Origin of the sequence: Tardiphaga sp. 172_B4_N1_3, from assembly GCF_052076035.1 — a bacterium.
Taxonomy (GTDB): domain Bacteria; phylum Pseudomonadota; class Alphaproteobacteria; order Rhizobiales; family Xanthobacteraceae; genus Tardiphaga; species Tardiphaga robiniae.
The window spans coordinates 2,306,875-2,322,000 of record NZ_CP197238.1 but is presented as its reverse complement, the minus strand read 5'-3'; the positions used below and the strand labels follow the sequence as shown (position 1 = coordinate 2,322,000).

Sequence of the window (15,126 nt, the reverse complement as noted above, 5' to 3'; positions counted from 1 at the left end):
GGTTACGATGGAGATCTATTGGTACCTGATCCCGCAAGATGGCCCGTATCCCTGGAACGCCAAGGGCCGGCGCCCGGTCGATCATGACTATCTCGCGCAGATCGCACGCGCGGTCGATCAGCTCGGCTATACGGGCGCGCTGCTGGCGACCGGTGGCGGCGAGCATGATGCCTGGGTTCTGGGCGCGTCGCTGATCCCGCTCACCAAGCGCATGAAGTTCATCATTGCCGTGCATCCGGGCATCGTCGCGCCGCTGATGCTGGCGCAGAAGGCGGCGACCTTCGACCAGTTTTCGGACGGCCGACTGATCCTCAACATGGTCACCGGCGAGCAGCACCAGATGCCGCCTTACGGCATCGAGCTCGCTCATGACGAACGCTACGCGCTCACCGACGAATACTGGGGCCTGTATCGCCGGCTGATGACGGGCGAGGTGGTCGATTTCCAGGGCAAGTACCTTAACCTGCGCAACGCCCAACTCAAATTGCCTGCGGTGCAGAAGCCGTATCCGCCACTGTTCTTCGGCGGTTCGTCGGAGCCCGCGCTGTCCGTCGCGGCGCGCCATGCCGACACCTACCTGACATGGGGCGAGCCGCCGCCCCAGGCTGCGGAGAAGATCAAGGTGGTGCGCGATCGTGCCAGGGCGCTCGGTCGCAACGTAAAATTCGGCATCAGGATCAATCTGATCGTCCGTGAGACGAAGCAGGAAGCGTGGGATGCCGCGCAGTGGCTGCTCGATCGCATGGACGACACTGCGGTGCAGGGCGCCCAGGCGCGCAATGCCGCCTCCGACTCCGTCGGCCAGCGCCGGATGCGAGAGATTGTCAGCACGCAGAAGCCCAAACACGCGCAGGAGCTGGAGATCTATCCGGATATCTGGGCCGGATTCGGACTGGTGCGGAACGGGCCGGGCACCGCCATCGTCGGAGATCCGGAAACGGTCGCGGCGCGCATCCTGGAATATCGCGATGTCGGTTTCGACACCTTCATCGTCTCTGGCCAGCCTCTGCTCGAGGAAACCTACCGCGTGGCGGACCTGCTGCTGCCACTGCTTCCGTTCGATCGTGGTGACCGGCGACAAACGGCACATCCGATCGGTCCTTTCTTCAACGCTGCACGAGGTTGACGATGTTGCGCTCTACTTTCCTGCGGGCGGCTGTCGCCGCGTTTCTGATCGGGCTTGCCTCCACGTCAGCGAGCGTGGCCGCAACTCCGGCGACTCCGGTGACAGTCCGGCTCGGCTTCCTGCGCGGACCTGAACCGCTGTCGATCAGCCGCCTGCGCGGCACGCTGGAGAAGCGTCTGGCGGCCAGGAACGTCAAGGTTGCCTGGGTCGGGCCGTTCATCGCCTATGCGCCGGCGGCGGAAGCCTTGAATGCCAATGCGATCGACATCACGATCGGAAGTTCAAGCGCGGCAATCTCGTCGCTGGTCGGCACCGCACCGATTTCGCTCTTTGCCTATCAGTGGGATGCCGGGGATTCCTCGGGCATCGTGGTCAGGAACGGGTCGGACATCAAGACCGTCGCGGATCTCGCCGGCCGCTCGGTGGCGGTCAATCGCGGCGGCACCGGCGACTATCAACTGACCAAGGCCTTGGAAAAGGCAGGTGTGCCGTCCTCGGGGGTCAAGCGCGCTTTCCTCAGTCCGGTGGATTCCGCTGCCGCCTTTGCCAACGGCCATGTGGACGCATGGTCAGCCTGGAGCATCTTCTTCCCCACCGCGCTGGTCGACGGGGATGCCCGCGTGATTGCGCAGGCGAGCGATTTCGGTTCGCAGAATGCCGTTGTCTATGTCGTGCGGACGCCGTTTGCCGCGGAGCATCCGGATATTCTGAAGGATGTCCTGGAGGATCTCAGGGAGTCGGCGCGGTGGGCTCAGCAGAATCGCGAGGAAGCCGCACGCCTGTGGGTGCAGGAGCTGAAGCTCAGCCCCGTGGTCGCCACCCGGGTGGCAAATTACCGGAACGACGAACCCGTTCCGGTCGGCGAGAAGGAACTGGTGACACTGGAGGGCCTGAATGACTGGCTGGTGGGCAGCAAGCTGCTGCCGAAGCCTGCGGCGATCAAGGATCACGTCATCGCCGTGGGCCGCTGACGCTTGCAAGACCGGTCCGGGCCGCAGCAATGCTGCGGGAACGCGCGAGGAGGGGTTTTCCCGCGCCTCGTGTCGCGGTAGAAACCGCTCCATGAACGCACCTGTCAAACCTTCCAAGCTCATCAAGGGCGCCACCGGCGACTGGGAAATGGTCATCGGCCTGGAGATCCACGCCCAGGTCAATTCTCACGCCAAGCTGTTCTCCGGCTCGTCCACGGAGTTCGGAGGTGCGCCGAACAGCCATGTCTCGCTGGTCGATGCGGCGATGCCGGGCATGCTGCCGGTCATCAACGAGGAATGCGTGAAGCAGGCGGTCCGCACCGGGCTGGGCCTGAAAGCGCAGATCAACCGGCGTTCGACCTTCGACCGCAAGAATTACTTCTATCCGGACCTGCCGCAGGGCTATCAGATCAGCCAGTACAAGTCGCCGATCGTCGGCGAGGGCGAGGTCACGATCGAGCTTGCGGACGGCGAGACCGCGATCGTGGGCATCGAGCGCCTGCATCTCGAACAGGACGCCGGCAAGCTGGTGCACGACCAGAGCCCGACCAACACCTTCGTCGATCTCAATCGCTCCGGCGTCGCGCTGATGGAGATCGTCTCCAAGCCTGACATGCGCTCAAGCGAACAGGCGCAGGCCTATGTGTCGAAGCTCCGCACCATCCTGCGCTATCTCGGCACCTGCGACGGCGACATGGAGAAGGGCAACCTGCGCGCCGATTGCAACGTCTCGGTCCGCAAGCCGGGCGATCCCCTGGGAACCCGCTGCGAGATCAAGAACGTCAACTCGATCCGCTTCATCGGCCAGGCCATCGATTTCGAGGCCCGGCGCCAGATCGGTATCCTCGAGGATGGTGGAGTGATCGATCAGGAGACGCGGCTCTACGACCCCAACAAGGGCGAGACCCGGTCGATGCGCTCCAAGGAGGAGGCGCATGACTACCGCTATTTCCCGGATCCCGACCTGCTGCCGCTGGAATTCAGCGAGGACTATGTCGCTGCGCTGAGAGCCGAGCTGCCGGAACTGCCGGACGAGAAGAAGGCGCGGTTCATCAGCGCGTTCGGCCTGTCGGCCTATGACGCCGCCGTGCTGGTGGCCGAGCGCGAGAGTGCTGAGTTCTTCGAGACGACGCTCGCCGGGCTCGCCGACAAAGCACGCGACGGCAAGCTCGCCGCCAACTGGGTGATCAATGAACTGTTCGGGCGCCTCAACAAGGAAGGCCAGGACATCGCGTCGTCGCCGGTATCGGCGGTGCAGATGGCCGCCATCGTCGACCTGATCGGCTCAGGCGTGATCTCCGGCAAGATCGCCAAGGACCTGTTCGAGATCGTCTGGACGGAGGGTGGTGACCCGCGCGCGCTCGTCGAGGAACGCGGCATGAAGCAGGTGACGGACACCGGCGCGATCGAGAAGGTGGTCGATGACATCATCGCCGCCAATCCCGACAAGGTCGCACAGGCGCAGGCCAAGCCGGCGCTGATGGGCTGGTTCGTCGGCCAGGTGATGAAATCATCTGGCGGCAAAGCCAATCCGCAGGTCGTCAACGACCTCCTCAAGAGCAAACTCGGGATCTGACAATTACCCTTTCGATGACCGCGGCGCCGCCTTGAGCGGCGCCGTTTTCGTTTCAGCGGACCGCGTTGGCGCGTCGTAACGTAGGCGATGAACGGTCGCGCGCGCGGAATTAGATCGCGAATCGGCATGCCGTCAGTCGACAGAAAGTGCGGTTGTGGCCAGCACCGATAAGTCGCGAACGCGTTTTCCCGAAAAATATTTTCATTGCCAAAAATACCGACTCAGAGTCCGCAGCACCTGTTTTCAGTGCCCCGACTCACGTCTGGGAGCGGCAAAAGTTTGTGTAGTTGTTTGGTAGTACGAATCGCGGGCGCTCGGAAAAAATAAGCACTTTCTGCAATCTTGACATTTATGGACGCAGCGTTTCCGGGCGTTTCTCGCACCGCCCCGCATGCCGGATTTCAAGTTGTGACTGAGCCCGTGGGGGAAGTGGCGCGTTGCGCTCATCAACACTTCCTTAAGCGAGAGACTGTTCTTTTGAAATCGTTGGTGTATTCGGGATGAAGTGCATTTCGATTCCCGAGTGCACGCAGCGATCAAGTCATCTCTTTATGGAGGGCAACATGGCCAAGAAAGCTACGAAGAAGGCAGTCAAGAAGACCGTCAAGAAGGCAGCGAAGAGCGCTGTGAAGAAGACCGCGAAGAAGACCAAGAAGGTCGCCAAGAAGAAGTAACTTCTTCTGCCACGATCGACGCCGGTGGCAACGCCGGCGACGTCACGAGGGCCACGACGACAATTTGCTTCTCGAAGCGGATATTGATCGCAGCTCTGGTCGACGAAAGAGGGTGTCGGCGAGACATCAGGTCAAACGGCTGGACCGTCACTTCGAGGCAGAGCTTGCTCTCGCCGCGAGCCGGTCCGGCAAAGAAGCCGGTCATTCCGTGATTGGCGTTCTTTATTCGGTGCGGATCATTGGTCCGCAGTTTCATCGGTGGCTCCGGCCACATGAGATATGATCCTGACGTGTTGCCGACGCCCTCGTTTTTGCCGGTGCGGTTCATCCCCGGCGCTTTGAATGTCCCGATCCCGAATAGCTTTTGATCTGCTCGCTGTGACGTATCTCGCATTGGCGTCGTCGCATGCGTGGAGCAGGCCCTTTTAATATCCCTGGTCGCCGACGCTGCCGAGATGGTTACGGCATCCCCAAACAGCAGGGTAAACCGAATTCCGCGAAAATGCAGAAAACCCGCATAAATGCTGGGTTTTTGGCGGCGTATGAGCCGGTTTCGGCTTCGGCTCTTCAGATTTCGTTCATCCCGATACTTAAACTGCTCTTCAAATTTGATCGGTCATATTGATCCCAACAAGCCGGCAAACGGCGGTTGGGATTGCATCAAATAACGGACAGGGGCCGCGCTCGGTTGGGGGCGGCAAAACTAAAAAAAGGAATGACCGATGTTTCAGGGGCAGATCGATTTTGAAGCTGCGATGCCGATCGCAGAGACCGCCATCCAGGACGTGCTGTTCGAGCGCGGTCTGTATTGGGCGTCGGGCCGTTCGGGGATCGTTGATCTCGTCGCCGCGCACAAGTGGTTCAACCTCGCTGCCCTCAAGGGCCGGGTCGATGCCATCCCGATGCGCCGCGAAGTCGCCGAGATGATGTCGGATGTCGAGATCGCCGCCGCGCAGCGCGATGCCCGCGCCTGGCTGTCGACGGTTCACTGATCCGACTACGTGTTTTCGCGGTGGTTCGGCAGGCGCGATGCTCGCCGGGGCAGTGTGATGAGCCGCTACCTCTTGACGATGGTGAAGATGCCGTCGGTCTCCGGCTCCGCCACATAGCGGTTGTTCGGCGTCGAGAACCGGATGCGCAGTTTGCGGGTCGCGTCGGCAAAGCCGATCGTCCATCCCTCATAAAGCCGCCACGCCGCGATCTCGTCCATGACGGGGAAAGTCCTGGCGCAGTCCTTGGCCACGTCGATCTGTGAACCGCCGATGGTGCTTTCGCTCTTCAAAATGACGCGGCAGCGTTTCCTGCCCTTGACGTCCTGGAGCTCCCAGGCTCCGTAAATATCCTTGAGCATCGCCGGATCGACCTCCTTGAGATCCATCAGCTTGAGGGTTTGCCCCGATGCGGCAGATGAGATCGCCATCGCGACGGCCATCACGGCAGCCCATTTCATATCGCGCACTCCCTCGCATACGTTCAAATGTACCGTAGCCACGTCACGGCCTTGTTACGAGCGTCGCGATTGTAACCGGCATGTGCGCCCCAATGTCTGTCTCGTCGCTTGCAACGAGGCCGAGAGGCCGCGCAACAAAAAGGACAATGCCATGTCGACGAAGAAACTCACGCTCCCATCGATCATCCGCGCCAGCGGCCTTGCGAGTCTGGTGGTTATTGCCGTTGGCGCAGCCCAGCCTGCAGTTGCTGCATCGGCGCCCGCATATCCGCAATCGATCAGCGCGCCCGCTGCTGTCACATCCACCGATATCAGTGCGGCACGCAAGAACCGGCAGGTGAGGCGCACATCTCCGCGTGATGCCTTTGGCAGCTATGTTGGCGGGGCAGGCGGGGTATCGCAGTCCTATCCCGGCTACGGCTATGGCGTTGGAGACAATTCGCGGAACCAGACTTGGTAGATCCGTTATCCAAGTGTGACGACTCGGCGGCGACCGGGAGCGTCGTCCCGGGAGGGCGTGCACGTGACAGCACCGCTGTAAATTCTCGTTCTCAGCGGCTGTTGCAAGCCATCCGACGATGCAGCAACGTGTGTTTGCGAGAAGCAAGCGCGAGCGAACCGGGCGCAGTCCTTTATGACGCAAAGCGAAGGATGCGCTCGGCCATTCTCACATTGGCGAGATCGAGCATCCGGCCGTCCAGTGTCACGGCGCCATGCCCGTCCCGTTCGGCGGCACGCATCGCTTCGATGACACGTTTCGCCGAAGTGATGTCGCTGGCTGACGGGACGAATGCGGACCGCGTCGGCTCGATCTGGTCGGGATGGATCACCTGCTTGCCGTCATAGCCCATGCTTGCCGCCTTAACCGCGGAGCCGAGCGTGCCTTGGTTGTCCCGGAATGTGCCAAAGGGCCCGTCGATCGCCCTCAGCTGGAAGGCGCGCGCCGCGATCAGGATCCGCATCATCGGATAGGCGAACAGATCGAGCGCTGTTTCCCGGTGCTCCTCCGCTGCGGAGGCGACGTGCCTGTAGTCGCGGGGGGACAATCCGATCTCGTCGCTGCGCGCGCCGATCGAGGCGCTGAAATCGCCGACACCGAAATGCAGCGCGGCGACCGTCGCATGCGCAGCGGCGAGGGCATCGACATTGACCACGCCGAGCGCGGTTTCGATCAGGAGCTCAAGCTCCAGCGGATGGTTTCGGTCGCCGCGATGCTGCGACAGCCGCTGGCCGATGCCGATCACATCGGCCACGCGTTCCGCTTTCGGCAGCAAGACGGCGTCCAGCCTTGCGAGGCCGGACAGTTTTTCGACTTCCTCCGCGATGGACGGGCTGTCGATCGCATTGATGCGAACCGTGACGGTCTTCTGCCCCCAGTCCAGCCGCGTGATGGCATCGATCGCCGTCCGCAAGGCGACGTTCTTTTCGCCGACGGGGACAGCGTCTTCGAGATCGAGAAACACGGCGTCCGCCGCAGATCCCGCGGCGCGCTCGACCATGCGTTCGCGATGCGCCGGTACGGCAAGATAGGTCCGCGTCAGTCGAGGGGCGCTCATAAGCGGGCTCGTTCTCGGAGTTCAGAGAGGATCGCGTCGGTGTGCTGCCCGACCGCGGGGACCGGACCCATCTGCGGCGTCAGGCCGGGGATCGTGATGGCCGGGAGATAGCTGGTGACAGCACCGTTCGGCGTTTCAACATCGACGACGCGATGGCGGCTGTGCAGTTGCGGGTGATCGAGAAATTCCTCGACGCTGTTGAGGCGCGCATTGGCGATCGAGGCCAGCTCTAACTGGGCCAGCAATTGGTCGCTGGTGGTGCCGGCAATGCGGCTTTCGATCAGACGTTCGAGCTCGTCGCGGTTGGTCATACGATCCGGATTAGTCACGAATCGCGGATCGATGGCGAGATCGGCGTCATCCAGGACGTTCGTGCAGAGCGAAAGCCATTCGCGTTCGTTCTGGATTCCGAAAAACACCGTCTTGCCGTCGCCGGCGCGAAACGGACCGTAGGGCGCGATCGTGGCGTGGCGCATGCCGGTCCGTTTCAGCGGCTTTCCGGCGCCCGCTGTATAGAGCGAGGGATAGCTCATCCATTCGGTCATCGCATCGAACAGCGACACCTCGAAGGCGGTGCCGCGCCCGGTGCGTTCGCGCGCATAGAGCGCCATCAGAACGCCGTTCAGCACATACATGCCGGTGGCGATATCTGCGATGGCGATGGCGCCCTTGGCGGGATGGTCTTCCGAACCGTTGATCGAGAGCAGGCCGGTCTCACATTGCACCAGCAGGTCATAGGCCTTTTTGTGGCTATACGGCCCGCCCGATCCGTAGCCGGAGATGTCGCAGGCGATCAGGCGGGGAAAGCGCTCAACCAGAGCCTTCGCATCCAGCCCGAGCCGCTGCGCCGCTCCCGGCGCCAGGTTCTGCAGAAAGACGTCGGCGCCGGCGAGCAGGCTTTCCAGCGCGTCGCGGTCCTGCGGCTGCTTAATGTCGAGCGCCAGGCTTTCCTTCGACCGGTTGGTCCAGACGAACTGGCTCGACATGCCGTTCAGGACGAAGTCGTAATCCCTGCAGAAATCGCCGCGTCCCGGCCGCTCGATCTTGATAACGCGGGCGCCCCAATCCGCGAGATGTCGGCTGGCCAAGGGCGCAGCAATCGCCTGTTCGAGCGATACCACGGTGACGCCCGACAGTGGCAAAGCGCGCTTTTCTTGGTCCATCTGCTGTCCCGACAGTTTTGCTCCGCGCACTCTTTAGCCGCGTCGGTGCACGCAGGGGGCATACTGGTTTGCCATCGCAGGTATAGGCTGAACCAATAGCGCGTCAGTCATTGCCCTTGTCCCAGATCGCCGCATGTTCGCGCGCCAGCGTGCGGATGGTCTCCTCCGCGGCCAGTGCGGCCGCGGTCTGCGGAATGCCGGTGGGCAGGCAGAGGCCCACGGTGCGATTGATGGCGGGGTTCACCAGCCGTCTCGACAGGATGGGTGTTTCTGCGACCCGGGCGACCCCGGAGGAGTTGATCGTCGCGGCGGTGCCGTTGCGCACGAGTTTCATCATAACCGGCAGGGAGTCGATGTCGGACATCACATTCAGCGGCACGCCGGCTTCCGAGAAAGCTTGCTCGACCAGCAGGCGCAGCCCGTTGGTTCTGTCCGGAAGGACCATCGGGACATCGGCCAGGGATGCGAGATCGCAGGTTGTCGCTTCGGGATCGCCTATACCGGGGGCGCCGAACACAGACAGTTGCTCGGTAAACAGCGGCCTGACGGTCATGCCCGGCGCGTCGGAGCCGCGAAACAGGATGGCCATGTCAAGGCGGCCATTGGCCAGCAACTCGTTGAGATAGCCGCTGAAGCTCTCGAAGAGCTGGAGCTTCACGCCGGGATGGTCGTGCCGCAGGCGCTCCACCAGCGGCACGGCGAGCACTGAAGCGATGCTGGTGGGAAGGCCGACGGCCACGGGTCCGACGGCGCCGCTGCCCTCGTCAGCAATGTCGGCCGTGAGCTCCTGCATCTGCCGCAATACGATGCGGGCGTGACGATACAGTTTGGCGCCCGCATCGGTTGGCTTCACGCCCGTCGCGCTACGCAGCAGAAGCGGCACGCCCAGGTCGTGCTCCATCGCGGCGATCTGCTGGCTCAGCGAGGGCTGCGACACCGCGAGCAGCACCGCGGCCTTCGACAGGCTGCCCATGTCGACCACGTTGACGAAGTAGCGAAGCTGTCTCAGTTCCAAGGCATCGATCCAGTGAAGATGCGGGCAAGCTCGTTTCCTTACACCGAACCGAACTTCGCTGGCCATTGCCAGCGATGGCGATGCGGCCGGTGCCTGATCTTATACCCCTCAGAGCAACAGCCTATGGGACGGAGCCCCGGCGAGTATGCCAGAAGGACGACAAAGGCGCGCCAAGCGCCCATCGACAAATATCAAGGGGAGGCTCCACGTGCGCCGTCTGTTTATTGCACTGCTCTGGATCGCAGCTTCGCTTACGTCTGCACGGGCGGACAGCTATCCGGACCGCCCAATCACGCTAGTCGTGCCCTATGCGGCCGGTGGCACCACGGACGTGCTGGCTCGCATTCTCGCCAAGGCGCTCGGCGCCGAACTCAAACAGACGGTGATCGTCGAGAATGTCGGTGGCGCCGGCGGCACGATCGGCACCCAGCGTGTGGTTCGGGCTAAACCCGACGGCTACACGCTCAATTTCGGCAATATGGGCTCGATGGCGGCGATCGTGCCACTGTACCCGAATTTGGGCTTCGATCCGCGCAAGGACCTGACCGGCATTGGCGTGTTCGCGAATGTCCCGATGATGCTTTCGGTTAGCAAAAAGAGCGGCATCGAGAATCTGAGCCAACTGGTCGAGCGCCTCAAGGTGCCGAACAACCGCATCACCTTCGGGCAATCCGGGGCGGGCTCAACCGCGCAGCTCGCCGCAGCGATGTTACTCTATCTGACGCAGACCAACGCGATGCTAGTGCCCTATCGTGGTTCGGGGCCTGCCATCCAGGATTTGATCGCTGGCAATATCGATGCGGTGATCGACCAAACTGTCACTATGATTCCGGCGCATCAGAACGGGTTGGTGCGGGCCATCGGCGTCACCGGGCCGCAGCGACTGGTGCAGGCGCCCGACGTGCCGACCTTCGTCGAAAGCAATCTGCCGAAATTCGATCTGCAAGTGTGGAATGCGCTGGCGGCCCCTGCCGGCACGCCGCCCGAAGTGATCGCCAGATTGGAAGCGGCGCTCGCCAAGTCGCTCGAGAATGAAGACGTCAAGGCGCGCTTCGCCGAACTGGCGGCGCAGGCGCCATCTGCGCAAGGCCGCACGGCCCTGCAGCAACTCATCAATTCGGAGGTCGACCGCTGGTCGATCATCGTGAAGGAAGCAAAGCTCGAACCCTGACACGCGCGAGATGACTTTATCTCTCGCGAGATCGCAGCGCGGCTAGGCGGGATCGATGACTATCTCGAGGTTAAGTGTCTTTGCATGGGCGGGATCTGATTGGCGCTGTTGAGCCCAGATGCTCGCCCGTGAGCAACTTAACGTCACGCTTAGGCATTAAGTTATTTTGAGTTGGACAGGCTGCTTGTGGCGCAGAGCGGACGTCTATTGGTCCCGCCAATACCGCCAAGGCGGCGGATCGGGTAGTTTCGTTTTGAGGAAGTCCAAGAAGACCCTGACACGGTTACTTACCAGTCGGCGGCTCTGATACACCGCATAGATGGGATGTTCCTCCGGGCACTGATGTTCCGGAAAGAGCTCGACCAAGCGGCCTTGGGCGAGATCGTCGGCGATTTGGACTTCGACCAATCGCACGATGCCGAGGCCAGCGCGCGCGAACTCGATAAGGATCGAAGCCTGGTTCGAGCGTACACGGCTCTTGACGGCGAGCGGTGTGGACAAGCCATCGGCACCGCGAACGGTCCATGTGCTGGCGGCAATGGACGAATGAAAATTGAGACAGGCGTGGTCCGTCAACTCGTCGGGATGTGAAGGCGTGCCATGCTCGGCCAGATAGCTCGGCGACGCACAAATGATCCATCGCGTGCTCGTAAATCGCGTGGCCACGAGCGAGGAGTCATGGAGGTGGCCAACATGAATCGCAACGTCCGTTCCCTCGTCGAGTAGCGGCCCGGGATCGATCCGCAGCTGAAGTTCGACCTGAAGGTTGGGATGCTGCCGGCAGAACTCCGGGAGCTTCTTGGCGAGGATGACCTGCCCGAAGATCGGCATTGAGCGAATGCGCAGGGTTTCGCGACCGAGCTTGCCGCTGAAGATCGTCGCGTCAGCGGCCTCGACGGCTTCGATGGCTGCAAGCGCCGCCCGATAGAAGACCTCTCCCTCCGGAGTCATGACGATGTTGCGGTGCGCACGGCGGAATAACAGCGCGCCCAACCGTTCTTCCATCCGCGTAATCAGCTTGCTGACTGCGGACGGCGTGATGGCAAGGTTTCGGGCCGCTGCAGAGAAGCTGCCGTCTTCCGCGGCCCTGACGAAAACCTGCATCTCTGTGTAGCGGTTCACGTTTTTCTCTTGTGACGGAAATTCACATCAGGTTTGAACGATAGAGTATGGAAAGCCATCCGGCAAATCTCTAGCCTTCGAGGCAATAGCGCGGCCATGCGAAGCCGCTCATGAACGAACGGGGAGACGGCCGTTGGCGAGCAACGAGCGCGCTGCTTTTGCAGTGAACGAACAATCGAGCCATGCCTGTGACGCGATCATTATCGGCGCCGGATTTTCAGGCCTCTACCAGTTGCACAAATTACGGGACGAACTCGGCCTCGACGTTGTCGTACTCGAAAAAGGCGATGGCATCGGCGGTACCTGGTTCTGGAACCGCTATCCGGGCGCCCGCTGCGATTCCGAGAGCTATTACTACTGCTACTCCTTCAACAAGGAGATCGAGCAGGAATGGAGCTGGAGCGAGCGTTATCCCGAACATCCGGAGATCCGAAAGTATCTGAATTTCGTCGCCGACAAGCTCGATCTCAAGCCCGATATCCGACTGAACACTGAAGTCACCTCGGCCGCGTTCGATGACGATGCCAATCTGTGGACGGTACAGACGAAGAACGGACAATCCTTTGCCGCTCCATTCCTGATCACGGCAGTGGGCTGTCTCTCGACCGCCAATGTGCCTGATATCAAGGGCCTCGCGAGCTTCAAGGGCCAATGGTACCATACCGGCCTGTGGCCGCATGAGGGCGTCGATTTGAGCGGCAAGCGTGTGGGCCAGATCGGAACCGGATCGACCGGGATTCAGACCGCACCTGTCATTGCCGAGCAGGCAAAACATCTCACGGTTTTCCAGCGTACGGCAAATTACAGCATTCCGGCGCGCAACGGCCCGGTGACGGCGGACGACATCAAGCATACAAGGGACAATTACGACGAGATCTGGCGGCTGGCACGCGCCGGTACCAACGGACATCCGTTCACGATCTCGACGCGTTCCGCGCTGTCGGTGTCCGATGCGGAGCGGCAGGAGATCTATGAAAAGGCGTGGGAGCGCGGCGGATTGCGCTTCCGTGCATCGTTTTCCGATGTCCTGCAGAACGTCGAGGCAAACCTCACGGCTTCGGACTTCCTCCGCGACAAGATCAAGACCGTCGTCAAGAATCCGGCGGTCGCAGAGATGCTGACGCCACGCGATCATGGCTTTGCGACCAAGCGTCCGCCGATCGACAGCGGCTATTTCGAAACATTCAACCGGGACAATGTGCTGCTGGTCGATCTCAAGGCAGAACCGATCGTCGAGGTGAGGGCGAACGGCATCCGCACGACGAAGCAGGACTACGCGCTCGACATCATCGTGTTCGCGACAGGCTTCGACGCACTGACGGGACCACTCGTCAATCTGAACATCAGCGGCAGCCAGGGTATCAAGCTGAAGGATGCCTGGGCGGCCGGCCCGCGCACTTACCTTGGCCTGCAGTCGCCGAAATTCCCGAATCTGTTCACCATCACCGGTCCTGGCAGCCCGTCGGTGTTGTGCAATATGCCGATTGCCATCGAGCAGCATGTAGACTGGATCACCAATTGCATCCGAGACATGCGCGCGAACGGCCAAAAGCGGATCGAGGCCAATACCGACTCGACCGAAAAGTGGGTCGCGCATGTCAACGAAGCCGCGGATGCGACGCTGCTGCCCATGGCAAGCTCGTCCTGGTATCTTGGCGCCAATGTACCGGGCAAGCCGCGTGTCTTCATGCCCTATGCCGGTGGATTGGCGCGCTACACCTCGATCTGTGACGACGTTGCGCAAAGCGGTTATCGCGGCTTCGCGCTGAGCTAGCTGCCCATGCCGAGGCCGACGGAGCGAAAGCCGCGGGCAAGAGGAGTCGGCGCCGCAGCATTGGTCCCCGACCTCGCTGCGGCGAATTTACGCGAGGCATTCGGAAAGTCCGTTGGACAGCGCGCCGTTCCTGCTGCACGATCTTTGTATTGCGCTGATCGACCAAAGGACCGAGTGAGGAGAGTAAGCCACCAAGACGACGCTGATCTGGAAATAATAAAATCTGTACCGGCAAAGCCGGACATCAAAATCAGGGAGGGTTCAATGACCAAGACGACCAAGGGCATTTCACGCCGACGCGTCCTCAAGGGCGCTGGCGCCATGGCAGGCCTTGCCGCATTCGGCGCGCCGCATATCGCCGGTGCACAGGCGAAAGTCATCAAGATCGGCCTGCCGACGATCCTGTCGGGACGCGTTGCAATCCTCGGCACGTCTAGTCGGTTTGCAGTCCAGCTCGCTTTCAATCAGATCAACGAAGCCGGCGGCATCAATGGCCGCAAATTCGAAGTGGTCGACCGCGACTCCAAGGGGCGTCCCGACGAAGCCGCCAAGGTCACGCGCGATCTCATCAATAATGACGGTTGCGATATCATCGTCGATGGCGAGGCGTCGTCAGGCAGCTTCGCGGTGCATGAGGTCGTGCGCGATCTCGGCATCCTTTGCCTCCATACCTGCAGCGAAACCTCGTCGCTGACGGCAGACCCCAAGCAGTTCAGCAAGAATGTGTTCAGATGCGCCCGACAGGGCATCCATGATGCCGTCGCAGGTGGTAGCTACGCAGCGAAGATTGCCAAGGAGAAGGGGCTCAAGAAGTGGGCGACCTGTTCGCCCGATTACGCCTATGGCCGCGACAACACCGCGGAATTTCTGCAATACGCCAAGGTGTTCGAGCCGTCGATCGAAGTGGTCGATCAGCTCTGGCCGAAACTGTTTGCGCCCGATTACACCGAGAGCATCACCAAGCTGATGCAGGTGAAGCCGCAGGCGGTCTATTCGGCGCTGTGGGGCGGCGATCTCGTCGCGTTTATCGAGCAGTCGAACCTGTATCGCCTGTTCCAGAACACCGCCTATTTCTCCGGTGGTCTTGGCGATCCGCCGATCCTGACGGCCATCAAGAACCTGCCGCAGGGACTCAACACGGCCTATCGGTATAACAACGGATTTCCGAGCTCACCCGAGAACACCGCCTTCTGCGATGCCTATGTCAAGGTGGCGCCGCACGAGCCGACCAACTGGGCGTGGCAGAACTACGCGGCGTCGCAATTCATTATCGAGGCGCTGCGTCGCACGAACGGCAATACCGACAGTTCTGCGCTGGCGAAGGAAATCTCCGGCATGACGGTGAAGAAGCCGTTTGGCGGTGCCGGCATCACCATGCGTGACAGCGATCATACGATCATCAATTACCCCGTCGCATGGGGCAAGACGGTCAGCAAGTCACCCTGGGTGGTCGATTACGTCGATACGGAATGGTCGAAGATCGTCGAGCTCGAGAAGGAGTGGAAGAAGGAAAAGGGTTACGCCTGAG

The 15,126-nt window shown here is 61.4% G+C and carries 13 protein-coding genes; 8 read left to right on the top strand and 5 right to left on the bottom strand.

Annotated features, from left to right (window positions below; all coding sequences use genetic code 11):
* Nucleotides 1-7 precede the first annotated feature (7 nt).
* From AB7783_RS10835 to AB7783_RS10820, 4 genes are all read left to right on the top strand, one after another.
* The gene (locus AB7783_RS10835) at nucleotides 8-1,126 is read left to right on the top strand and encodes an LLM class flavin-dependent oxidoreductase (RefSeq protein ID WP_441277621.1); all 1,119 of its coding nucleotides are present in this window, start codon (nucleotides 8-10) and stop codon (nucleotides 1,124-1,126) included.
* Between the two features lie 2 nt (nucleotides 1,127-1,128).
* Nucleotides 1,129-2,097 carry an aliphatic sulfonate ABC transporter substrate-binding protein gene (locus AB7783_RS10830; RefSeq protein ID WP_441277620.1) on the top strand — a complete coding sequence of 323 codons (969 nt, stop codon included), beginning with the start codon at nucleotides 1,129-1,131 and terminating at the stop codon, nucleotides 2,095-2,097.
* 91 nt (nucleotides 2,098-2,188) lie between these two features.
* Complete coding sequence (gene gatB / locus AB7783_RS10825; RefSeq protein ID WP_441277619.1) at nucleotides 2,189-3,673, top strand: Asp-tRNA(Asn)/Glu-tRNA(Gln) amidotransferase subunit GatB; 1,485 nt, start codon at nucleotides 2,189-2,191, stop codon at nucleotides 3,671-3,673.
* Nucleotides 3,674-5,069: 1,396 nt separating this feature from the next.
* The gene (locus AB7783_RS10820) at nucleotides 5,070-5,339 is read left to right on the top strand and encodes a hypothetical protein (protein ID WP_068732448.1); all 270 of its coding nucleotides are present in this window, start codon (nucleotides 5,070-5,072) and stop codon (nucleotides 5,337-5,339) included.
* A 65-nt stretch (nucleotides 5,340-5,404) separates the two neighbouring features.
* On the opposite strand, the gene AB7783_RS10815 is transcribed toward AB7783_RS10820, so the two are convergent.
* The gene (locus AB7783_RS10815) at nucleotides 5,405-5,797 is read right to left on the bottom strand and encodes an AprI/Inh family metalloprotease inhibitor (RefSeq protein WP_441277618.1); all 393 of its coding nucleotides are present in this window, start codon (nucleotides 5,795-5,797) and stop codon (nucleotides 5,405-5,407) included.
* A gap of 151 nt (nucleotides 5,798-5,948) precedes the next feature.
* On the opposite strand from AB7783_RS10815, the gene AB7783_RS10810 reads away from it, so the two are divergent.
* The gene (locus AB7783_RS10810) at nucleotides 5,949-6,257 is read left to right on the top strand and encodes a hypothetical protein (RefSeq protein WP_441277617.1); all 309 of its coding nucleotides are present in this window, start codon (nucleotides 5,949-5,951) and stop codon (nucleotides 6,255-6,257) included.
* Between the two features lie 172 nt (nucleotides 6,258-6,429).
* Here AB7783_RS10810 and AB7783_RS10805 read toward each other — a convergent pair whose 3' ends face one another.
* From AB7783_RS10805 to AB7783_RS10795, 3 genes are all read right to left on the bottom strand, one after another.
* A complete protein-coding gene (locus tag AB7783_RS10805) occupies nucleotides 6,430-7,353 on the bottom strand; it encodes an HpcH/HpaI aldolase/citrate lyase family protein (protein ID WP_441277616.1) in 924 nt (307 codons plus the stop codon).
* On the bottom strand, nucleotides 7,350-8,516 hold the full coding sequence (locus AB7783_RS10800; RefSeq protein WP_441277615.1) for a CaiB/BaiF CoA transferase family protein: 1,167 nt from the start codon (nucleotides 8,514-8,516) through the stop codon (nucleotides 7,350-7,352). Before AB7783_RS10800 ends, AB7783_RS10805 begins: the two co-directional genes overlap by 4 nt.
* A gap of 103 nt (nucleotides 8,517-8,619) precedes the next feature.
* Entirely contained in the window at nucleotides 8,620-9,531 is a 912-nt protein-coding gene (locus AB7783_RS10795; RefSeq protein WP_441277614.1) for a LysR substrate-binding domain-containing protein, read from the bottom strand.
* Nucleotides 9,532-9,739: 208 nt separating this feature from the next.
* On the opposite strand from AB7783_RS10795, the gene AB7783_RS10790 reads away from it, so the two are divergent.
* A complete protein-coding gene (locus tag AB7783_RS10790) occupies nucleotides 9,740-10,702 on the top strand; it encodes a Bug family tripartite tricarboxylate transporter substrate binding protein (RefSeq protein ID WP_441277613.1) in 963 nt (320 codons plus the stop codon).
* A gap of 204 nt (nucleotides 10,703-10,906) precedes the next feature.
* Here AB7783_RS10790 and AB7783_RS10785 read toward each other — a convergent pair whose 3' ends face one another.
* A complete protein-coding gene (locus tag AB7783_RS10785) occupies nucleotides 10,907-11,824 on the bottom strand; it encodes a LysR family transcriptional regulator (protein ID WP_441277612.1) in 918 nt (305 codons plus the stop codon).
* Between the two features lie 133 nt (nucleotides 11,825-11,957).
* Here AB7783_RS10785 and AB7783_RS10780 point away from each other — a divergent pair, with 133 nt between their 5' ends.
* Together AB7783_RS10780 and AB7783_RS10775 are read left to right on the top strand one after the other, a co-directional pair.
* Entirely contained in the window at nucleotides 11,958-13,598 is a 1,641-nt protein-coding gene (locus AB7783_RS10780; RefSeq protein ID WP_441277611.1) for a flavin-containing monooxygenase, read from the top strand.
* 264 nt (nucleotides 13,599-13,862) lie between these two features.
* Complete coding sequence (locus tag AB7783_RS10775) at nucleotides 13,863-15,125, top strand: ABC transporter substrate-binding protein (protein ID WP_120288860.1); 1,263 nt, start codon at nucleotides 13,863-13,865, stop codon at nucleotides 15,123-15,125.
* Nucleotide 15,126: the final 1 nt, after the last annotated feature.

Bases quoted from the DNA above. Each gene is read 5' to 3' on its own strand.
- AB7783_RS10835 (WP_441277621.1), top strand. From the start codon at position 8: ATGGAGATCTATTGGTACCTGATCCCGCAAGATGGCCCGTATCCCTGG.
- AB7783_RS10830 (WP_441277620.1), top strand. From the start codon at position 1,129: ATGTTGCGCTCTACTTTCCTGCGGGCGGCTGTCGCCGCGTTTCTGATC.
- gatB (WP_441277619.1), top strand. From the start codon at position 2,189: ATGAACGCACCTGTCAAACCTTCCAAGCTCATCAAGGGCGCCACCGGC.
- AB7783_RS10820 (WP_068732448.1), top strand. From the start codon at position 5,070: ATGTTTCAGGGGCAGATCGATTTTGAAGCTGCGATGCCGATCGCAGAG.
- AB7783_RS10815 (WP_441277618.1), bottom strand. From the start codon at position 5,797: ATGAAATGGGCTGCCGTGATGGCCGTCGCGATGGCGATCTCATCTGCC.
- AB7783_RS10810 (WP_441277617.1), top strand. From the start codon at position 5,949: ATGTCGACGAAGAAACTCACGCTCCCATCGATCATCCGCGCCAGCGGC.
- AB7783_RS10805 (WP_441277616.1), bottom strand. From the start codon at position 7,353: ATGAGCGCCCCTCGACTGACGCGGACCTATCTTGCCGTACCGGCGCAT.
- AB7783_RS10800 (WP_441277615.1), bottom strand. From the start codon at position 8,516: ATGGACCAAGAAAAGCGCGCTTTGCCACTGTCGGGCGTCACCGTGGTA.
- AB7783_RS10775 (WP_120288860.1), top strand. From the start codon at position 13,863: ATGACCAAGACGACCAAGGGCATTTCACGCCGACGCGTCCTCAAGGGC.